Genomic DNA, 20,113 nt, shown 5'->3' on the forward strand with positions numbered 1-20,113 from the left:
AAAAAACGCATGAGTCATTTGCGTATAACTTTAACTGACGAGAAAATTTAAGATATGGGACAAAAAGTAAATCCTATCGGTTTTAGATTAAGCGTTCGTAGAAATTGGAGTGCTCGTTGGTACGCCAATAAGTTCGAGTACGCTTCTTTTATGAAAGAAGATAATGCTATACGCGGGTTTTTAGAAAAGAAACTTCGTTATGCTTCTGTTCCTCGTATTGTAATCGAAAGAGCATCTACCCGGACTCGTGTTACTATTTGGTCTGCTCGTCCAGGTATTGTGATCGGCAGGAAGGGTCAAGAACTTGATTCCCTTAGGGATTCCTTAAATCGTACAGTTGGGAAAGAAGTACGTTTAGAAATTCAAGAAATTAAGAAGCCCGATTTAGTAGCTTCTTTAGTAGCAGAAAGTGTCGCACTTCAACTTGAGCGCAGAATTGCTTTTCGAAGAGCGATGAAAAAAGCTGTACAAACGACTATGTCAATGGGTGCAGAGGGAATAAGGATTCAATGCGCAGGCCGTTTAGCTGGTGCTGACATTGCTAGAACCGAACAACAGCGTGAAGGCCGAGTACCTCTACATACTTTACGCGAGAATATTGATTACGGACTAGTCGAAGCAAATACAGTATACGGTATTATTGGTATCAAATGCTGGATATGCCTTAAGGACGAAGATAAAATTTTCTAAACCAATTGTCTTATGCCTAAACTCTTACCATCACGTACAAAATACAGAAAAGTCCACAGAGGCAGGATTCGTGGTTCTGCTTCAAGAGGCAACACAGTTGCTTTCGGCGAATTCGGAATCCAATCGCTTTCACGTGGAAGAATGACATCTAATCAAATTGAGGCTGCTCGTGTGACTATTAACCGCCACCTAAAGCGTAAAGGAAAAGTTTGGATTAGGGTATTCCCTCATAAACCCGTCACCAAGAAACCTGCTGAAACTCGCCAAGGTAAAGGGAAGGGCCCAGTTGATCATTGGGTTGCTGTTATTAAGCCCGGTCATGTGCTTTTTGAAATTGCAGGTTGCTCGCTTACATTAGCTCGTGAAGCGTTGGGATTAGCAGATGCTAAACTTCCCTTTCGTTGCCGTTTAGTTACTCGAGCACGTTCCTACTAGATTAAGTATGAAAATGTCTGAAATTATAGATCTATCCTCACAGGAAATTGAAAAGAAACTTAGGGAACTTGGTGAGGAGCTTCTCCAACTTCAAGTTCGGAAACAAACTGGACAGGTTGAGAAACCTCATATGATCAAATCGATTAGAAGAGATCGTGCCAGACTGTTAACCCAACTCCAGGTTGCAAAAAATCAAACAACTTAAAGATTTTAAATGACTGAAAATACAAAAAGAAACGATCGAAAGCAGTTAATCGGAATTGTTCGTTCGAAGACGGGTGATAAGTCCATCAAGGTGGTTTATGAATACAAAACCCCCCACCCCTTGTACAAAAAAGAAATTCGTCGGAAAACAACTGTACATGCTCATGATGAAGAAAACCTCTCAAATGTGGGTGACAAGGTACGAATTGTTTCTTCCCGTCCTTTGAGCAAACTTAAGCGTTGGCGTGTATTGGAATTGATTGAAAAGGCACCCACTATCTAAAACATCACCATGATTCAATTACTTAGCAGATTACAAGTGGCCGACAATACTGGTGCCAAGCAAGTCCGTATGATTCGTCGTCTTGGACAACTTAAGAATACAGCCGGTGTGGGTGATATAATTGTTTGTCATGTAAAGGAGAGTTCTGTGGATGCTTCGGTTAAAAAAGGTAGTGTCGTACGAGCTGTTGTTGTTCGCACGAAATCTCCTATGAGGCGACGTGATGGAAGTTACCTTCGATTTGACGAAAACGCATGTGTTATTGTGAACAACGATGGATCTCCTAAGGGAACCCGTATATTTGGCCCTGTAGCTAGAGAACTGCGCCAAAAGTTTATGAAAATCATATCTCTTGCACCTGAAGTACTTTAAATATGGCTAACAAATTAAAAAAAGGTAATGAAGTCGTCGTAATTGCTGGCGACCACAAAGGCAGCAAGGGAAAAATCCTTGAAGTCCTACGTGAAAAAAACCGTGTTTTAGTTGAGGGAGTAAACCTCGTAAAGAAGCACGAAAGAAAAACTCAAGATAACCCTCAAGGTTCGATTGTCGAGAGAGAGGCATCTATCCATTTATCAAATGTCAAAAAGGCAAGCTGATCTACCTTCAAATCAGTCATGAATACTCCAGAATTAAAAGAAGTTTACACCAAAACTGTCGTTCCCGCTTTAATGAAAAAGTTGGATTTTGTAAATGTGCATCAAGTACCTAAAATTGAAAAGATTGTGCTTAATTCCTCTTTTGGTGCTGAAATGGATAAAAATGGAGTTAAGGATCTTAGAAATGACATTGCCAACATATCCGGACAGGCTCCGGTTGTTGTTAAGGCAAAAATTAGTGTATCTAACTTTAAGTTACGGCAAGGAATGCCGGTCGGGGTCAAGGTAACTTTAAGGGGTAATCAAATGTGGGAATTCCTTTACCGCCTCATAGCCATTTCTTTACCTAACATTCGTGATTTTCGTGGAGTTCGTGCGAAACTAGACGGAAATGGAAATTATTCCTTAGGTGTAACTGATCACAGTATTTTCCCTGAAATCAATGTTGAGAGACAACGAGTCAATGTAGGCTTAGATATTTGCATTACAACGACTGCAAAAAACGATGAGGAAGGTATGGAACTCCTTCAACTTCTCGGCATGCCTTTTCGTAAACAGGCATCTCAAACTACAGAAAAAGCTGCTTAAACTACAAATTTTACTACTATGGCTAAGAAATCAGCAATACAAAGAAATGTGAAGCGGGCTAAAATGGTCGCTCGCTATTCTGCAAAACGTGAGGCTTTGAAAAAGGTTTTATCCGATCCTAATACGAGTGAAGAGGATTTTTACATTGCTCAGGCTAAGTTAACCAAACTACCAAAAAACTCATCACCTGTGCGTCTCGTCAATCGCTGTTCTCTCACTGGTAGACCTCGAGCGGTATTACGCAAGTTTGGACTATCTCGTATTTCCTTTCGTGAACTTGCACTTCAAGGCAAAGTTCCCGGTGTGATTAAAGCTTCTTGGTAACCCTTAATTATTTTATACATTATGTCTGTTCACGATACCATAGGAGATTTTATTACAGTAATTCGAAATGCTGGTTTAGCTGGAAAGTCTAGTTGTTCTTATCCGCATTCTAATCTTCGAGCTGGATTGGCCAAAGTTCTCAAGGACCGAGGGTTTGTTACTGATTGCAGAGAAGCTGCAAATGAGAAGGGGTTTAAGTCGATCGAGATCCAGTTAAAATATGTTTCAGGTAAACATGCAATAAAAGGCATCAATCGAATCAGTACTCCAGGTCGCAGGTCTTATTGTGGCTATAGAGATATTCCTAGCGTTTTGGGTGGTCTTGGTATCTCTATTATCAGTACACCACAAGGAATTATTGATAATCGAACTGCTCGGAAAGAAAAACTCGGCGGCGAGTTACTTTGCAGCGTTTGGTAGGAGATTTTATTATGAGCAGAATAGGAAATTTACCCATACAAATACCATCAGGTGTCAGTGTTACTACGGAAAAAAATGTTGTTAAAGTTAAAGGACCAAAGGGGGAGTTAGTACAAGACCTTAATGATTCAGTAAGCTTGGACATTTCCGAACAGGAAATCATTGTTAAACCAAAGGACCAAAACAGAGGAACTCGTGCTCTTCAAGGCACAATACGTTCGTTAATCGCTAATATGGTCATAGGTGTAGTCACACCTTACAGTAAGGATTTGTTAATTGAAGGTGTTGGTTTTCGAGCAGCGGTTAAGGGTACTGAAGTAGGCCTAGAACTTGGTTACTCCCACCCGATCAATCACTTAATTCCGGAAGGGGTCAGTGTTACTGTGGCTGATAATGTTAAGATTCATGTAGAAGGTTCTGACAAGCAAAAGGTAGGTCAATTAGCTGCAGAAATTAAAAATTACTACCCTGTCGAACCTTACAAAGGAAAAGGTGTTCGCATTGTTGGGGATTATGTCCGTCGCAAAGAAGGTAAGAAATCAGCTTAATTAAGATATTATGAATTTAGGAAAAAAAAGAGAACTTCTACAGAAAAGAAGGTGGCGCATTCGCAAGAAAATTGTTGGTACTCAAAATCGTCCACGCTTAACCGTCCGATTTACCAATAAAAATATTCATGCTCAATGTATTGATGATGAATCCTCGAATACTTTGTTATCTGCTTCAACTAATGAGAAAGAGTTGAAAAGTAGTCTACCTAATTTATCTGGATCCGAAAAGGTTGGTGCTGTTATTGGTAAACGCCTTAAGGATGCTGGATACAAAACTCTTGTTTTTGACCGCTCAGGAAGAAAATATCATGGTTGTGTAAAAGTTTTTGCTGATACGGTTCGTAAAGCAGGATTGGAGTTTTAATAGTAATGGCTGATAAAAGAAATAAATCTCGTAAGTCCCCAGATAAAGTTGTTTCTGAGGAGGATGAACTTTTTGAAAAAGTAGTGCATGTAAATCGTTGCGCAAAAGTCGTAAAGGGTGGGCGCAGATTTAGCTTTGCGGCCCTGGTTGTAGTCGGCGACCAAAAGGGTAATGTCGGTTACGGTTATGGGAAGGCTCAAATGGTTCCGGATGCGATTCGTAAAGGTACTGAAAAAGCAAAAAAGTCAATGCAGTCAGTTTCACTTGCAGGTGAAACGATACCTCATTCCATACTATCTAATTTCGATGGCGGTAAGGTTCTCTTAAAGCCTGCGAGAAAGGGAACTGGGATCATTGCAGGTGGCGGTGTTCGTGCAGTCCTTGAGGCTGCTGGCGTTAAGAACATATTATCAAAGTCACTCGGTTCAAACAATCCATTATCTGTTGTTGCAGCTACCATGAAGGGCTTACAAGACCTTCGGACTGCCGAACAAATTTCTTTAATTAGAGGCGAGACTGTAAAAGGCCCTTCATTTACTAGTGAAGTTGAAATTCCTGTTGTGCCTGCCAGCTCTTAATCTTTTTTGTTTATACTTTTATGAAAGAACATAACTTACCATCTGGTGCAAATCGCAATAAAAGAAGATTGGGCAGGGGTGAAGGAAATGGACACGGGAAAACTTGTTGCCGTGGTCACAAAGGTGCTGGAGCTCGCTCTGGCTACTCTCTTCGAGCAGGATTTGAGGGAGGACAAATGCCTTTGTATAGAAAACTTCCCCAGAGAGGATTCAATCGTACTCGTTTTCAAACCGATATAGCGGTTGTAAATCTTAGTAAACTTTCTGATTTTAATTCGGACAAGGTTAATCTTGCGACTCTTAAAGACGCAGGTCTAGTTCGCTCGAATGCTAAGTTTGTAAAAATTCTCGGATCAGGAGATATTTCAAAAGCTCTACAGGTAGAAGTGAATTTTGCCTCCGCTTCAGCTGCCAAGAAAATTGAAGCTGCTGGCGGTAGTGTGACCTTAGCCTAATTTTCAGATGCTCTCTGCTTTCACCAACTCTTTAAAAATACCTGAGCTTAGGCAGAAGATTTTCTTTACTTTGGCTTTGTTGTTCATTGCGAGAGTTGGAGCTAATATACCTTTACCTGGAGTTGATCCTTCACCGATAAAGGAGTTTTTTGAACTTAGGGAGCAAACCCGTAGTGATACCGGTGGAAACGATATATTAGGTTTCTACAATATGTTTACTGGTGGTGCCCTTCTCAATGGTGCTCTTTTTGCTTTAGGTATCATGCCCTACATAAGTGCCTCTATTATTATGCAACTTATGGGAGCGGTATTCCCACATCTTGCCAGGTTGCAGCAGGAAGGTGAGCCAGGCAGACAAAAAATATCCCAATACACAAGATACCTTACAATTATAATCTGCCTTGTTCAAGGTGGACTGTTAGCTGTTGCTTTACGAGATAGTCCCGGGAGTTTGATAACAGGCTTTAACCCTTCTGAAATTGGTTTAGACGGCCAACCTCTTGGCAATATTGTTGTCGCTTCTTCTCAAAGCCTGTTTCTGATCAACACTATCATCTTTCTTACAACAGGTTCTCTTATCCTTATGTGGCTAGGCGAACAAATTACGCAAAGAGGTATTGGAAATGGAATTTCCTTACTCATAACCGTTGGGATACTTGCTGATCTTCCCAAAGCTTTAGCAGACGCATATTCATTAGTTTTTCTTGCACCTGCTGATGACAATATGGTTATTGTAAAGGCGGCACTTATGATTGGATTGTTTCTCTTGGTTGTAGGTGGAATTATTGCGGTTACACAAGCACAGCGGAAAATACCAGTACAATATGCTAAGCGAATGGTTGGAAGAAAGGTCTTTGGCGGGCAAAGTTCCTTCCTACCTTTGAAAGTTAATTACGCAGGAGTAATGCCAGTAATATTTGCTAGTGCTATTCTTATGTTCCCCGCACAACTTCTAAGAACATTAGGTGCAGCTATCGCTGATTCGCCCAATGAAACAAACTGGGCAATCGATTTGGCAAATGCGTTTGCTGGCCGTGGATGGTTTTACTACTTAGTTTATGGTGGTCTGATACTCGTATTCAGTTACTTTTGGGTATCAATAATGTTTAAACCCGTTCAGATTGCTGATGATTTAAAGAAGAATGGTGGTTATGTTCCAGGTGTAAGGCCAGGTGAGCATACTGCAAAGTTCTTGGATTTTGTGATGACTCGGCTAACATTAGCTGGTGCAATTTTCTTAACTATCATTGCCGTTTTTCCTGACTTTATATTCAAGACAGCCAATGTTTCTTACAATGTAGCCACATTTTTTGGAGGTACTGGAATGTTAATTATTGTTGGTGTAGTGCTTGATACTATGCGTCAAATAGAGACATTTTTGCTACAGAGACATTATGACGGATTTCTTCGTAAAGGGAGAATTCGTGGTCGTTCCGCCACTTCGAACAGAGGTATTGAATCTCTTGAACTAAAAGACTTTGAAGCTCAGTGGAGACCTCTCATTATCATTTCAATTGCACTATTTGCATTTGGGTTGCTCGCTTACTTTTTTAAGGGAGTCTAAAAAATTTGTAATCTTTAAAAATATAAAATTATGGCCAGATTATTAGGAGTAGATATTCCAAACCGTAAAAAAATTGCATACTCATTGCGTTATGTTTACGGAATTGGACCAACCAGAGCACATAAAATTCTTGAGGAAACAGGAATCGATCCTGATAAACGGACTCAAGAGTTATCGGAACAAGACCTTAGTCTTATAAGTAATTATATAATCGATAATAAAGTTATGGTTGAAGGTGACCTTCGTCGCCAAATAACCAATAATCTCAAGCGCTTACAAAGCATACGTAGTTACCGCGGACTTAGGCACCAAAGAGGTTTACCTGTTCGTGGACAGCGTACAATAACCAATGCACGAACTCGCAAAGGTGGCCGCAAAACCGTTGGCGTAGTCCGTAAGAGTTAAACCCTTTCCAACCCCAATTTTCATGACCGAAGAAGAAAAAGTAATTAATGAGGATCAGGTTACTCCTGATGCTGTCGAAAAGTCAGCCAAAACAGCTACTGAAAGTGCCAGTCCCGCTTCAGACCAAACAAAAGAAGCAAAACCTGAAAAAAAGGAAGAATCTGCTGCCGATTTGCTTGGTGCTAATATAGAACAGGTAAAGATACGAAAGGCTAAGGGTAGTAAGAATATAACTTCTGGAATATGTTATGTGGTTGCTACTTTTAATAATACCAAGGTTTCTTTTACCGACATAAAGGGTAATGTAATTTCTTGGTCAAGCTCTGGAAAATGCAATTTCAGAGGCTCTAGAAAATCTACTGCATACGCAGCACAAATTGTAACACAGGATGCCGGGAAAGTTGCAATGTCTCACGGAATGAAGGAAGTTTTAGTAAAGGTTAAAGGTCCAGGTATGGGTCGAGATTCTGCAATAAGAGCTTTGCAAAGCTTGGGTTTCAATGTTTCCGCTATTATTGATGTAACTCCTGTTCCCCATAACGGCTGTCGGCCACCCAAAAGACGTCGGGTTTAACTTTTCCCCCTACCTTACCTTAATTTAAAATGTCACGATATACAGGACCTACCACTCGCATAAATCGCCGTTTTGGAATGGCGATTTTTCCTGCGAATAAATCTTTTGAGCGCCGTACCTACCCTCCTGGACAACACGGAGCTAATTTCCGCAGGAAAGCAAGCGATTACAGTGCCAGACTTTTGGAAAAGCAAAAGTTGCGCATGATGTACGGCCTTACCGAAAAGCAATTCCGTAATCTTTTTCAGAAAGCAAAAAGAAGACCTGGTATAACTAGTGAAAACTTTCTTACTTATTTGGAAACGCGTCTTGATAATGTGGTATACCGATCTGGTTTCGCTAAGACTCGCCAAGCAGCTCGTCAATTTGTAAACCACGGACATTTGTTGGTGAACGGTAAAAAAGTAGATATTGCAAGTTATGTCGTTTCTGTTGGTGATGATTTGACCGTCCGTGAAAAAACATCCTCTCGCCAAGTAGCAACCCGTAACTTGGATGGTTCACAATACAATAACACCCCACCATGGCTAGAGGTCAAATCTGACTCCCTGCAATGCACAGTGTCTAGGCTGCCCCAGCCTGATGAACTTGAACAAAGTATTAATGTACAACTCGTCGTTGAGTTTTACAGTCGCTAATTTTTTAACTATACCCAAAACCGACTATTACCATGGCTACAAGACTTGGAAAATTCGAGCTACCAAACCGTTTAATCAAAGAGGAAGAAACTGCTACAGATAAGTTTGCAAAGTTTATTGCCGATCCTTTCGAAACTGGCTACGGACATACCGTAGGTAATGCCTTCCGTCGCGTTCTTCTTAGTTCAATAGAAGGTGCTGCCATCTCTTCAGTAAAGATGGATGGAGTGCAACATGAGTTCCAGAGTGTGGATGGTGTTGTTGAAGATGTTACTGATATCGTGCTTAATCTTAAAAAAGTACTTATCATAAGTCACAAGGCAGAGGCTGTTGTCATCACACTGGATGTTGAAAAAGAAGGGGTAGTAACCGCTGGCGATATTTCTCCAATAGAAGGCATTGAGATAATAAATCCAGAACAGGTAATTCTGACTACCGACCGGAAACAAAAAGTATTTGCCGAATTGAATGTTACTGTTGGTCGTGGTTTTTGCTTAGGTGAGGATGGTAAAGAGGACAACCAACCAATTGGTATGATCAATGTGGATGCGCTTTACAGTCCTGTTAAACTAGTCAAATACGATGTGCAAAACACTCGGGTTGGTCAAATGACTGATTATGATAAGTTAATCCTTGAGATTCATACTGATGGTAGAATTTCTCCAGATGATGCACTCAAGCAATCAGCTGCTATACTTCGTCACCACTTGGATGTATTCGACCAAATAAGCGAAGAGCAAATCGAATTTGAAAGTAATACAAAACAAGTTAGTGAGGAACAAAATAGGTTGAAGAACTTGCTAGGCATGAGTGTTAATGAAATTGAGCTATCTGTTCGTGCTGCCAATTGTCTTAATAATGCCAACATTGTAACCGTTGGAGAACTAGCAACAAAATCTGAGCCTGAAATGTTAAAATATCGAAACTTTGGTAAAAAGTCTCTTAACGAGATCAAAGCCAAACTTGAACAACTCGGACTATCTCTTGGCATGAAGTTTGAGAATCGCCTTTTAGAACCTGCAACCAATTAATCAACTTCTCCCGTAGTTATTCCCCATGAGACACCGCAAGCACAATCATCAGTTGGGCGTCAAATCAGCCCACCGAGTTTCATTGGTGGCCAATCTATCTTGCTCGCTTATTGAGCACGGACGCATCAAAACCACTTTAGCTAAAGCTAGGGCCTTACGTCCAGCAGTTGAAAAACTAATTACCTTGGCTAAGAAGGCTCATGGTTCTGAAGATTCTGCCCGAAAAATGCATTTCCGTAGGCTTGCGATTGCTCGACTGCGTAACAAAAAAGCTGTAACTAAGTTGTTTGACGAATTGGTTAACCAATTCGTTTCCCGCAAAGGTGGTTACACACGTATCTATAAATTAGCCTTACCTCGTCTTGGAGATGCTGCAGATATGGCACTTATTGAGTTTGTTGAGGAAGCACCTAAAAAGAAGCCTAAGAAAAAGAAGGCACCAACAAAAACTAAAGAGTCTAAAGATAGTATTACTGAAAAAGATGCTTCTGAAAAAGAAGCTAAGCAGGTAGACGACACAGCAGAGACCATTTCTGTTGAAACTTCCGAAGCCGCCTCAAATACAGAAGAAGCAGCTAAGCCAAAAAAGAAGGCCAAGTCACCGGCTAAGAAAGCAGTTAACAAGTCAGAAAAAGCTTCTACTTCAGACAAAGATAGTTCAGAGGAAGAAAGTAAAGATGATACTGCAGATGATTCATCTGCGAAAAAATAGAATTTCAATTTCATCGGGTCACTTTGTCTTCAATTCAGTGGCTTCAATTTTATTTTTTGATCAAATATCAGTTTGAGACATTGATCGGTTTAGAATAGGGATTGCAGGTTCATGGGATTAGTCTTATCAATCATCCCTTTTGTTATTTAACCCCACTCTTAATCATGCCTCAAACCATTTTGGTTCTCGATTTCGGTTCACAATATACCCAGGTAATTGCTAGGCGTATTCGTGAACAGAATGTTTATTCTAAGGTTCTGCCTTACAATACTTCACTATCGGTTATAAAGAAGCTGAACCCTCAGGGTATCATCTTATCCGGCGGGCCTGCTAGCGTGCTTTCCAAAGATTCCCCACTGCCCACGCAAAAGATATTTTCCCTTGGAATACCAGTACTCGGTATTTGTTATGGCTTACAATTAATGGGGAAATTACTGGGAGGTGAGGTTAAAAAATGTGACCGTCGAGAATATGGTCGCAGTGAATTATCTATACAAAAAGGTGGAAAGCTATTTAAAGGTTTACCTAAAACTTTAACCGTTTGGAATTCTCATGGGGATGCAATTGTTCGTATTCCTAAAGGATTTCAAGGAATTGCCCAAACCGAGAACTCTCAGTTTTCGGCTATTGAAGATGTAAAAAGAAAATTTTATGGATTACAGTTTCATCCAGAAGTTGAACATTCTGAGCAGGGTGTAGAAGTCATCAAAAATTTTCTTTTCTCAATCTGTAAGTGCGATGGAGATTGGGACATGGGAGATTTTATTGAAATTGCTGTGGAAAAAATTCGGCAACAAGTGGGATCTAAAAGAGTGATTCTAGGCTTGAGTGGCGGTGTCGATTCTAGTGTTGCGGCTGCCTTAATCGATCGAGCAATTGGCAAACAGTTAACTTCTATTTTTGTTGATAATGGTCTACTTCGTCAAAATGAACGAGAAGAGGTCATCAAATTGTTCAATGATCACATTCCCGGAAAATTACGGGTAGCAAAAGCGGGAAAATTATTTCTTGGAAAACTGAAGGGAATTATTGACCCTGAAAAAAAGAGAAAAATAATTGGTAAAACATTTATTGAAGTTTTTGATAAGGAAGTAAAAAAGTTGGGAAATGTTGATTTTCTTGCTCAAGGAACTCTTTATCCAGACGTCATAGAGAGCGTGCCTATAGGAGGAAATCCAGCTGCATTAATTAAGAGTCATCACAATGTTGGTGGTTTACCTGAAAAAATGAAGCTCAAGCTTCTAGAACCTCTTCGAGAATTGTTTAAAGACGAAGTACGTTTGCTTGGTAAAAAGTTAGGTCTGCCTGATCATGTGATCAATCGTCACCCTTTTCCTGGTCCAGGCTTGGGGGTTCGGGTATTGCGTGATATTACGCCCAAATGCCTAACTGTTCTCAGGCAGGCTGACGCAATCTTTATCGATGAACTTCATCGATCTGGCTGGTATGGTAAATTATGGCAGGCATTTTGTGTATTTCTGCCCGTCCGTAGCGTTGGTGTAATGGGGGATGAAAGAACCTACGAAAATGTAATTTGTTTAAGGGCAGTTACCAGTAGTGACGCAATGACTGCAGACTGGGCCAAACTACCTGATGGTTTACTTCGGAAGATATCCAGTAGGATTATCAATGAAGTTCAAGGTGCTAATCGTGTCGTCTATGATGTAAGTTCTAAACCACCTAGTACAATCGAATGGGAATAGTGGAATGAATTTATCCTTTGTAGAAGATAATGAAAGTCTTTTAGGTCGCTTAAAACTTTTTATACCAACAGCTGGTTCAGACGAAGTAGTTACTAATTCAGTCAGAAAAATTTTAAACGAGGTTAGGAAGGGGGGTGATGAGGCAATCTTAGCCAAGACACTTGAATTTGACGGAGCATCAATGACTGCCGAGGAAATGAGAGTTTCTGCAAAAGTATTACAGGATTGCCTTGCGGAGCTTTCTTCACAAGAGCGGGTGGCTTTGGAAGATGCAATTTCCAATGTTACTTTATTTCACGAACAGAGCGGTTTACGAGACTGGACAAAACCAAATCACCATGGTGGAATCGTCGGTGAGCGATATTATCCTATTAATCGAGTAGGTATTTACATACCAGGAGGTCAAGTACCATTAGTTTCAACCGTAGTGATGACGGTAACCTTGGCCAAAGTTGCTGGTGTTCCTGAAATAGCCGTGGTTACTCCTCCGAACAAATCAGGAAATATTTCCTCTCATCTATTGGCCGCACTCCAACTCTTGGGAGTAGAAGAAATTTATAAGATCGGTGGGGCTCAAGCTGTTGCAGCTCTCGCATATGGCTCACAAACAATTTCCCCTGTGGACAAGGTTTTTGGCCCCGGGAACGCTTATGTTAATGAAGCTAAGAGACAAGTTTTTGGAGAAGTGGGTATTGATTTATTGCCAGGTCCAAGCGAGATTATGGTTATTGCTGATAAGTCCGCTTCACCTCAACGGGTAGCTGCTGCCTTGTTAGCTCAAGCAGAGCATGGCTCAGGGAAGGAAAAGATTTATTTTCTTTTTCAAGATAAGGATATTTTCCCAAAAGTTTTGCAGGAAATGGATAGCCAGCTCACTCACCTGTCGCACGCACCATCTATTCGTAATGTTTTGGAAAGAGGGTTCTTTGCCGTTTATTTACCAAAGCGGGAAAGGTTGGTCGAAGTCGCAAACTTCATTGCTCCTGAGCATCTTGAATTGCAGGTATGTTCGAATGACTTCGAGTTCTTTCTTTCGAGAATTACCACAGCAGGAGCATTTTTAGTAGGCCACGAAACGGCCACTTCTGTTGGAGATTTTGCTGCTGGGCCTAGCCATGTTTTACCTACCGGACGTTCTTCACGGTTCTCCTCAGGTTTACGGCTTCAAGACTTTCTTCGCCGTAGCAGTGTTATTCGTTATGACTCAGAGTCTTGTCACAAGGCCGCTCCTGTGATTGAACAATTTTCATCTATGGAAAAACTGGATGGTCATGGTAATGCCCATATGTTGAGACTATCTGATAAACCAGTTATTACCCAATGAGCAAAAGTAGCTTGCGTGTTAGCAAGAGGCTGGAAGGACACAATGCGTATTTGCCTGGCGAACAGCCTGAAGGGTCTAGTTCTGTCATTAAGCTAAACACCAATGAAAACCCCTACCCTCCAAGTCCTGCTGTTCTGACAAGTGTTGGCGAAGAAATTGCCCAGTTGAACTTATATCCAAACCCGAAGTCATCTGATTTACGTAAGATTTTGGCTAAATTGCATAGCTTAGACCCAAGTCAGATTATTTTGGGTAACGGTTCGGATGATCTGTTAAATTTATGTGTTCGTTGTTACTCGGATGACGAGCTTAAGGTAGCTATGATGTACCCAAGCTATTCTCTTTATGAGGTGTTATCTGGGGTACAGGGAAGCAAAATGATTAGGATCCCATTTTTAGATGACGAATTTTCATTGAATTTTGATGCGATTGTATCAACTGATGCCAACTTATTTTTTTTGACAAGTCCTCATGCGCCTAGTGGGCGGGTTTACCCTCTCGAAGATCTGAGAAAAGTGGCACAAGCAGTTTCAGGACTTTTGGTTATTGATGAAGCCTATGTGGATTTCGCACCCGAAAGTGCCCTGCCCTTACTTCAGGAATTTGAACACATCTTGGTCACCCGCACTCTTTCCAAGTCATATTCATTAGCCGGTATGCGAGTTGGGTATGCTATGGGTCATCCAAAAGTCATTAAACAAATGGATCAAGTTCGTGAAGTTTATAACTTGGACAGACTAGCACAGGTTGGAGCTAAAGCAGCGTTACTTGATCAAGAGTATTTTAAAAGTTGTTTAGCAAAGGTAATTGAACAAAGAAACTGGCTAGCCAATGCTTTTGATGACCTCGGTTGGACCTATGTTTCGTCGGGAACAAATTTCATTTTTGTTAAACCTTTAAGTTCAGATGGGTGTGCCTCACCTGAAATAGCCGTTTCTCTTTTTGAACATCTTGCCGCAGATAAAATTTTGGTCCGTTATTTTTCAAAACATCCCCAAACGAATTGCTTTGTGAGAATCAGTATTGGCAAGCCAGTGGAGATGACTATGCTAATGAAATCAATAAAAGCATGGACGCAAAAGGCATAGCAAAGATACAAAGAAAAACCAGTGAAACTCAAATATCTCTGGAGTTATTAATAAACGGGAGTGGAAAAAGTGAAATTTCTACTGGTATACCTTTTCTCGATCACATGCTTGAACTGTTTTCAAGACATGGATTTTTTGATTTAAATATCGAGGCAAAAGGAGATATTGAAATTGATTATCACCATTTGGTTGAAGACTTGGGTATTGCTTTAGGACAGGCCTTTTGTAAAGCGTTGGGCGATAAATCTGGGATAAAACGATATGGTTATTTCGTTGCTCCTATGGATGAAACCTTAGTTACTACTGCTGTAGATCTTTCAAATCGTCCTTACCTCTTTTGGCAAGTTTCTGTGGAAAGTGCCTTGGTTAGAGATTTTAATATCCAGTTATTTAAAGAATTTTTCCAGTCTTTTGCCAACGAAGTCGCCTGTAACCTTCACATTCGCTTGGAGCATGGTGAAGAACCTCACCATGTGGCTGAAGGAATTTTTAAATCTCTTGCCCGGTGTTTGGACATGGCAACGACTTCAGAGCCCCGATTGCAAGGCAAAGTCCCATCCACTAAGGGGACTTTATCTGCTTGAGGTTCTTTTTTTAATTTATGAAAACCCGCAAAATAGCGGTGATTGACTACGGAACAGGTAATTTAAGAAGCGTAGTTAAAGCCTTTGAGTTTTTAGAGGCTAAGGTTTCATTGGTAACCAAGCCCAGCGAAATAGAAGATGTGGATGCAGTTATCTTTCCAGGGCAAGGAAGTTTTGATCAGTGTATGTCTTCCCTTGAAGATTCAGGCCTCCGTCAAAGCCTAAAATCTTGGATTTTGGAAGATCGTCCTTTCTTTGGAATCTGCCTTGGCTTACAGGTACTATTTGAAAGTTCTGAAGAAGGTAACCTTCCTGGGCTAGGATTATTTGAAGGTAGAGCAATGCGATTTTGTTTAGATGCCAACTACAAAATCCCGCACATGGGATGGAATCAAGTGGAATGGAATTTATCCTCAGATCATTGGTTACAACAAGGTCTTGAAGATACAGATCAATTTTATTTTGTTCATAGTTATCGAGTGGAAACCAATGATTCTCGAGTACATTGCCTAACCACAGATTACGGTGGACCCTTTACAAGCGGAATTATTTCTTCAAATTGCCTAGCTACTCAATTTCATCCTGAAAAAAGTCAGGCCAAAGGAATCCAACTTTACCGAAACTTTCTTGAAAATATCAAGTAGAAGTGGCACAAGTGTAGTTTACTCCCATTTACCCTTCCCCTTATCATGTCTGACAAAGCTACCCTTTCCTTAGGTGACACCACCTATTCTTTAAATGTTTTTACCGGTACGGAAAACGAACAAGCCTTAGATGTTAGACAGTTACGCAAAGACAGCGGCTTAATTACTTTTGATGATGGTTATGGTAACACTGGTTCATGCGAGAGCTCGGTCACTTATATTGATGGTGACAAAGGTATTCTTAGGTATAGGGGTTACGACATCGCCGAATTGGCGAAGAAGTCCAATTTTCTTGAGGTTTGCCTTCTTTTGCTAAATGGAGAATTGCCCTCTAAAGAAGAGCTAACTTCATTCGAGCAAAAAGTAGCTACTTTTCAAAACCTGCCACCAGAAGTTTTACAATCAGTTCAATCTATGCCTGCTGGTCTTCACCCTATGGGGTCTTTGGGTTCAGGGCTACAGGCACTTGGAGGCTCTTTTCCACACCTCTGCACCAACGATCGTGCAAAAGATTTAGAAAACTTTGACGATGCTGCAGCCTTAATTATTGCATCGCTTCCTGCTTTGGCTGCAGCCAATCATAGAAAAATGACAGGAGAGGACTACAAGCACCCTCTTTCATCTGGGAATTACTGCGAAAATTTCCTTTCAATGATGTTTTCCCAGGAAGGTGATTCTCCAATCAATCCGTCCTTGAGTAAGGCATTAGATTTAATTTTTCTTTTGCATGCTGATCACGAACAAAACTGTTCCACATCTACTTGTCGGATGATTGCATCGGGAGGAGCTAATCCATTTGCATCGCTAGCAGGAGCAGTTTCCGCGTTATGGGGTCCTCTGCATGGGGGGGCAAATATGGCAGTCATTAACATGCTCAATGATATCCACCAATCTGGAGATGATGGAAGTAAATTTATTCAGTCAGCAAAAGAAGGTAAGTCTCGCTTAATGGGATTTGGCCATCGAGTATATCGTAACTATGATCCGCGAGCTAAAATCTTAAAGTCAGCCTGCGATCAGGCCTTAGAGGCCTTAGGGGTTTCCAGTCCTATTCTGGATATTGCACGGCGTTTAGAAGAGGTGGCTTTGCAAGATCCTTACTTCATTGACCGCAAACTTTATCCAAATGTCGACTTTTATAGCGGGATTATTTTACAAGCGATGGGATTTCCCACAAATACTTTTACCGTGCTTTTTGCAATTGGGCGTGCACCAGGTTGGTTGGCACACTGGAAAGAAATTGCTCAGACTGGGAAAAAAATTCATCGACCCCGTCAGATCTATCAAGGCTCTAACCTTAGGGATTACAAAACAATCGAAGATCGTTAATTTTCTTTATTTTAGAGGTAGAATCGAATTCTTCTTTTAACTCTTTGGTCGGTTTGATTGATTCATCGCCTCTTCAAAGTTTAAGCCTGTCATCCTTTTAATTCCTCGGACAAGGAGCCAAAGAGCATAGCCAGTTGCTATCATGCAGGGCAGACTAATTACTGGAAAACTCCAAGTCATCATTGTCCCAATTTCATCGTTAAAAGCATTTTTGTCAGTAAAAGGTTCTGTTACCACAATGATACGTGCCAGAAAATAATTTACGACTGTGCTAAAGACAAATGTACCTGCAAGTAACCAAGTACATATTACCAGTAGTTTGTTAAAAGATTTTTGGGTTCCTTGATCTTCAAGTAACTTTTCAATCTTATCGACTTGAAAAAAATCGGGATTGTAGAGAAATATTTTGACTAGTGGCTTTTTTGTTTTGAGCGTGAAGAGAGTTAAAATTGCAAGTACTCCAGGTAAGGCCGCCTCTTTTATTGCAAACATATGAACCGTTCCGCCTGGTATTAGTCCAATTCCACCAGTCAGTAATGCACTTATTGCACCAAGAATACTCATGAAATTCCATTTTTTCCGATTTCTGAAATCATAAATTCCATATGCGACCGGAAAGAAAACAGCTAAAGCGAGAAGGCATGAAGAAACTTCGGTGGATTCAGCAGGGAGTGACATCCATGTACCCAGAGTTTCACCAAACCAATCATCCCCTTTACGTAAGATCATTATAGGAAGCCCCAAGTTAAATATTAAGTTAACAAATAGGTTTTCCTTTTGCTCAGTTTTCATAAATTGATCGATTTTATTGATGGCTTAAATAAATAAATATTGAAAATAATATATCTCGTTAACATTCTCAAATCAATATGCCACCCCTTAAATGCTTAATTTCAGCAGGACCTACACGTGAGTGGATTGATCCCGTACGGTTTATATCCAATCCATCTTCTGGAAAAATGGGTTATGCTTTAGCAAAAGAAGCACGAGATATGGGATTCGATGTATGTTTGGTAAGTGGACCAGTCGAATTATCTAAGCCCGAGGGGGTTGAAGTAATCGAGGTTGAGAGTGCCTTAAGTATGAAGAGGGCAATAGATGAAAAATTTAATTTTTACGATTGGGTTATTATGACCGCAGCAGTATGCGATCATCGCCCCAAAAGTAGAAACAAGATAAAAATACCTAAAGATCAGTTCCCAGAAAATCTTTTGATGTCTAGAAACCCAGATATTCTCAAGGAGCTTGGAGAAAAAAAAAGAGAGAATCAGGTATTGGTAGGGTTTGCAGCTGAAACACACATGGTTCTGGAGTCTGCTCATAAGAAATTAAAACAAAAGAAATTGGACTGGATTGTGGCAAATGATGTGTCCAAAACAAACCAAGGTTTCTCTTCAGATCAAAACGAAGTAACGCTTATCAATTCGGATGGCCAAGAAAACCAAATTTCCCGAGCCGACAAATCTGTAATTGCAAAAGCAATACTTCATGCCATTCATTTATCATGGCTAGAAAAAGCCCATTAGATAAAGTTCTAGGTAAACTTGAGGACCTGGATGAGGCAAATCTCAGTAACTTGGTTCAACGACTTGCCCGTGAGCGTAAGTTGCTTGAAACAGTTTTTGATGTCATCAGAGATGGTATACTCGTCTTAGACGGTTCGGGTGTTATTACCTACTCAAACCAACAGGGTAGGAGCTTAATCGGTCTAAAAAAAGAACTCGGAGACAAAGTTTCCCTACTCAAGGCAGCCCCTGACTTGGCAAGGTCTTTAGGCTTGGATCGTGTGGCTAATGATTCAAGGCCAGAGGTCGTGGTGCGGGAAACAATGATTCACTACCCTGAAAGAAGGCATCTTAGGATTTATGCTGTCCCTATAGCTAGTGCTCAAGGCGATGAATTTTCTCAAAAAGATGCAGGAATGACAGTCGTTTTGACTGATGTAACCGAGGAAAAAGTTAGCGTCGAAGAGAAAATTGAAAGCGAAAGAATAACCAGTGTTATGGATTTAGCTGCTGGGGTTGCTCATGAACTTGGTAATCCTCTGAATTCTATAAATATTCATATGCAAGTTTTGCAAAGAGCTTTAAAAAAAGATCTTACTAATAGTAAAGACAAGGAAAAGGCAGATAAATCACTACAATCTTGCATTAATGAAGTAAACCGCTTGGATTCGATTATTGTACATTTTTTGAATGCGATAAAGCCAACAGTTCCTGATTTCCAAGAGCTTAATCTTTTATCTGTAATCGAAGAAATATTGCACATCAAAGAAAAGGAATTAAGCGATAAAAATATTAACATTCAATTAGATACAGATAATAAAGAACCCCTTATAGATGCTGACCTAGACCAAATTAAGCAGGTATTTTTCAATGTTATTGGAAATGCAATGGATGCGATTACCAATAAATCAGATATACGAATCATTATTTCTTGGGAAAATGAATTTATTACCATTCAAATTATAGATCGTGGAACTGGAATAAAAAAAGAAAATATTTCCAAAGTATTTGAGCCATATTTCACGACTAAGAAGAAAGGAAATGGCATTGGAATGATGATCGTTCATCGAATTATGAGAAATCATGGAGGAGAAGTCGGAATTGATAGTAAGCATGGGTCAGGAACAATCGTGACCCTTAAATTCCCTCGCAAGGGTGCCAAGCAACGCTACCTTGAGCAGAAGCCCATTGTATGAAAATAAATTTATTAATTGTAGACGATGAGCCTCACACGCGGGAAGGCTTAGAATTAGCATTAGAGGATGAATTTGAGGTATTTACAGCAACTTCGGCAAAAGAAGCTGTAAATGCTCTCGATGAGGAAGAATTTCAGGTAATCTTAACTGACTTGCGCATGCCCGGTGATTCAGGAATGAGCGTGATTGATCATGCGATTAGGCATTCATCAAATCCACTTTGCATAATGATGACGGCTTATGGTGAAGTAGAGGTTGCGGTTGAGGCAATGAAGAGGGGTGCTTTTGACTTTCTTCCCAAACCAATAAACCTCGAGCAACTTGA

Annotated in this window: 29 protein-coding genes; 28 read left to right on the forward strand and 1 reads right to left on the reverse strand. The window is 40.4% G+C overall.

Annotated features, from left to right (window positions below; all coding sequences use genetic code 11):
• Positions 1–54: 54 nt before the first annotated feature.
• From rpsC to ACKPQ4_RS00910, 25 genes are all read left to right on the forward strand, one after another.
• Positions 55–690 (forward strand): 30S ribosomal protein S3, encoded by a 636-nt coding sequence (gene rpsC, locus ACKPQ4_RS00790; protein WP_407679304.1) that lies wholly within the window; start codon positions 55–57, stop codon positions 688–690.
• A gap of 12 nt (positions 691–702) precedes the next feature.
• Complete coding sequence (rplP, locus tag ACKPQ4_RS00795; protein ID WP_407679305.1) at positions 703–1,125, forward strand: 50S ribosomal protein L16; 423 nt, start codon at positions 703–705, stop codon at positions 1,123–1,125.
• Between the two features lie 13 nt (positions 1,126–1,138).
• Positions 1,139–1,330 carry a 50S ribosomal protein L29 gene (gene rpmC, locus ACKPQ4_RS00800; RefSeq protein WP_407679306.1) on the forward strand — a complete coding sequence of 64 codons (192 nt, stop codon included), beginning with the start codon at positions 1,139–1,141 and terminating at the stop codon, positions 1,328–1,330.
• Positions 1,331–1,339: 9 nt separating this feature from the next.
• Positions 1,340–1,612, forward strand: coding sequence for a 30S ribosomal protein S17 (rpsQ, locus tag ACKPQ4_RS00805; protein ID WP_407679307.1), 273 nt, complete (start codon positions 1,340–1,342; stop codon positions 1,610–1,612).
• 9 nt (positions 1,613–1,621) lie between these two features.
• A complete protein-coding gene (gene rplN, locus ACKPQ4_RS00810) occupies positions 1,622–1,984 on the forward strand; it encodes a 50S ribosomal protein L14 (protein ID WP_407679308.1) in 363 nt (120 codons plus the stop codon).
• A gap of 2 nt (positions 1,985–1,986) precedes the next feature.
• Positions 1,987–2,211 carry a 50S ribosomal protein L24 gene (gene rplX / locus ACKPQ4_RS00815; protein ID WP_407679309.1) on the forward strand — a complete coding sequence of 75 codons (225 nt, stop codon included), beginning with the start codon at positions 1,987–1,989 and terminating at the stop codon, positions 2,209–2,211.
• A gap of 18 nt (positions 2,212–2,229) precedes the next feature.
• Complete coding sequence (rplE, locus tag ACKPQ4_RS00820) at positions 2,230–2,799, forward strand: 50S ribosomal protein L5 (RefSeq protein WP_407679310.1); 570 nt, start codon at positions 2,230–2,232, stop codon at positions 2,797–2,799.
• Between the two features lie 18 nt (positions 2,800–2,817).
• The gene (rpsN, locus tag ACKPQ4_RS00825) at positions 2,818–3,123 is read left to right on the forward strand and encodes a 30S ribosomal protein S14 (protein WP_407679311.1); all 306 of its coding nucleotides are present in this window, start codon (positions 2,818–2,820) and stop codon (positions 3,121–3,123) included.
• Positions 3,124–3,144: 21 nt separating this feature from the next.
• Positions 3,145–3,543, forward strand: coding sequence for a 30S ribosomal protein S8 (gene rpsH, locus ACKPQ4_RS00830; RefSeq protein WP_407679312.1), 399 nt, complete (start codon positions 3,145–3,147; stop codon positions 3,541–3,543).
• Between the two features lie 11 nt (positions 3,544–3,554).
• On the forward strand, positions 3,555–4,091 hold the full coding sequence (rplF, locus tag ACKPQ4_RS00835) for a 50S ribosomal protein L6 (RefSeq protein ID WP_407679313.1): 537 nt from the start codon (positions 3,555–3,557) through the stop codon (positions 4,089–4,091).
• A gap of 10 nt (positions 4,092–4,101) precedes the next feature.
• Positions 4,102–4,458 (forward strand): 50S ribosomal protein L18, encoded by a 357-nt coding sequence (gene rplR, locus ACKPQ4_RS00840; protein WP_407679314.1) that lies wholly within the window; start codon positions 4,102–4,104, stop codon positions 4,456–4,458.
• A 5-nt stretch (positions 4,459–4,463) separates the two neighbouring features.
• Complete coding sequence (rpsE, locus tag ACKPQ4_RS00845) at positions 4,464–5,036, forward strand: 30S ribosomal protein S5 (protein WP_407679315.1); 573 nt, start codon at positions 4,464–4,466, stop codon at positions 5,034–5,036.
• A 20-nt stretch (positions 5,037–5,056) separates the two neighbouring features.
• Positions 5,057–5,491, forward strand: a complete 435-nt coding sequence (gene rplO / locus ACKPQ4_RS00850) for a 50S ribosomal protein L15 (protein WP_407679316.1) — start codon at positions 5,057–5,059, stop codon at positions 5,489–5,491.
• Positions 5,492–5,498: 7 nt separating this feature from the next.
• Positions 5,499–7,055 carry a preprotein translocase subunit SecY gene (gene secY / locus ACKPQ4_RS00855; protein WP_407679317.1) on the forward strand — a complete coding sequence of 519 codons (1,557 nt, stop codon included), beginning with the start codon at positions 5,499–5,501 and terminating at the stop codon, positions 7,053–7,055.
• A 30-nt stretch (positions 7,056–7,085) separates the two neighbouring features.
• Positions 7,086–7,460, forward strand: a complete 375-nt coding sequence (gene rpsM / locus ACKPQ4_RS00860; protein WP_407679318.1) for a 30S ribosomal protein S13 — start codon at positions 7,086–7,088, stop codon at positions 7,458–7,460.
• 22 nt (positions 7,461–7,482) lie between these two features.
• Positions 7,483–8,034, forward strand: coding sequence for a 30S ribosomal protein S11 (gene rpsK / locus ACKPQ4_RS00865; protein WP_407679319.1), 552 nt, complete (start codon positions 7,483–7,485; stop codon positions 8,032–8,034).
• Positions 8,035–8,063: 29 nt separating this feature from the next.
• Positions 8,064–8,672: a 30S ribosomal protein S4 gene (rpsD, locus tag ACKPQ4_RS00870; RefSeq protein WP_407679320.1), complete on the forward strand. Its 609-nt coding sequence runs from the start codon at positions 8,064–8,066 to the stop codon at positions 8,670–8,672.
• A gap of 32 nt (positions 8,673–8,704) precedes the next feature.
• Positions 8,705–9,703 (forward strand): DNA-directed RNA polymerase subunit alpha, encoded by a 999-nt coding sequence (locus tag ACKPQ4_RS00875; RefSeq protein WP_407679321.1) that lies wholly within the window; start codon positions 8,705–8,707, stop codon positions 9,701–9,703.
• A 25-nt stretch (positions 9,704–9,728) separates the two neighbouring features.
• Positions 9,729–10,415, forward strand: coding sequence for a 50S ribosomal protein L17 (gene rplQ / locus ACKPQ4_RS00880; RefSeq protein WP_407679322.1), 687 nt, complete (start codon positions 9,729–9,731; stop codon positions 10,413–10,415).
• Between the two features lie 164 nt (positions 10,416–10,579).
• Positions 10,580–12,118 (forward strand): glutamine-hydrolyzing GMP synthase, encoded by a 1,539-nt coding sequence (gene guaA / locus ACKPQ4_RS00885; RefSeq protein WP_407679323.1) that lies wholly within the window; start codon positions 10,580–10,582, stop codon positions 12,116–12,118.
• Positions 12,119–12,122: 4 nt separating this feature from the next.
• Positions 12,123–13,442, forward strand: a complete 1,320-nt coding sequence (gene hisD / locus ACKPQ4_RS00890; protein WP_407679324.1) for a histidinol dehydrogenase — start codon at positions 12,123–12,125, stop codon at positions 13,440–13,442.
• Positions 13,439–14,530 carry a histidinol-phosphate transaminase gene (gene hisC, locus ACKPQ4_RS00895; RefSeq protein ID WP_407679325.1) on the forward strand — a complete coding sequence of 364 codons (1,092 nt, stop codon included), beginning with the start codon at positions 13,439–13,441 and terminating at the stop codon, positions 14,528–14,530. The genes hisD and hisC overlap by 4 nt, the downstream gene beginning before the upstream one ends.
• Positions 14,512–15,114, forward strand: a complete 603-nt coding sequence (gene hisB / locus ACKPQ4_RS00900; protein WP_407679326.1) for an imidazoleglycerol-phosphate dehydratase HisB — start codon at positions 14,512–14,514, stop codon at positions 15,112–15,114. Before hisC ends, hisB begins: the two co-directional genes overlap by 19 nt.
• 17 nt (positions 15,115–15,131) lie before the next feature.
• Complete coding sequence (gene hisH, locus ACKPQ4_RS00905) at positions 15,132–15,758, forward strand: imidazole glycerol phosphate synthase subunit HisH (protein WP_407679327.1); 627 nt, start codon at positions 15,132–15,134, stop codon at positions 15,756–15,758.
• Between the two features lie 45 nt (positions 15,759–15,803).
• Positions 15,804–17,087 (forward strand): citrate synthase, encoded by a 1,284-nt coding sequence (locus ACKPQ4_RS00910; RefSeq protein ID WP_407679328.1) that lies wholly within the window; start codon positions 15,804–15,806, stop codon positions 17,085–17,087.
• Positions 17,088–17,123: 36 nt separating this feature from the next.
• Here the strand turns inward: ACKPQ4_RS00910 and ACKPQ4_RS00915 are convergent, their stop codons facing one another.
• Complete coding sequence (locus tag ACKPQ4_RS00915) at positions 17,124–17,879, reverse strand: VC0807 family protein (protein WP_407679329.1); 756 nt, start codon at positions 17,877–17,879, stop codon at positions 17,124–17,126.
• Between the two features lie 77 nt (positions 17,880–17,956).
• On the opposite strand from ACKPQ4_RS00915, the gene ACKPQ4_RS00920 reads away from it, so the two are divergent.
• The 3 genes from ACKPQ4_RS00920 to ACKPQ4_RS00930 all read left to right on the forward strand — a co-directional run.
• Positions 17,957–18,613, forward strand: a complete 657-nt coding sequence (locus ACKPQ4_RS00920; RefSeq protein ID WP_407679330.1) for a phosphopantothenoylcysteine decarboxylase domain-containing protein — start codon at positions 17,957–17,959, stop codon at positions 18,611–18,613.
• Entirely contained in the window at positions 18,592–19,788 is a 1,197-nt protein-coding gene (locus ACKPQ4_RS00925; RefSeq protein WP_407679331.1) for a sensor histidine kinase, read from the forward strand. Before ACKPQ4_RS00920 ends, ACKPQ4_RS00925 begins: the two co-directional genes overlap by 22 nt.
• Positions 19,785–20,113: response regulator (locus ACKPQ4_RS00930; RefSeq protein WP_407679332.1), on the forward strand; the 329-nt coding region annotated here is incomplete at its 3' end. The genes ACKPQ4_RS00925 and ACKPQ4_RS00930, both read left to right, overlap by 4 nt.

Source organism: Candidatus Chordibacter forsetii (genome assembly GCF_964187505.1).
GTDB lineage: Bacteria > Verrucomicrobiota > Verrucomicrobiia > Opitutales > Seribacteraceae > Chordibacter > Chordibacter forsetii.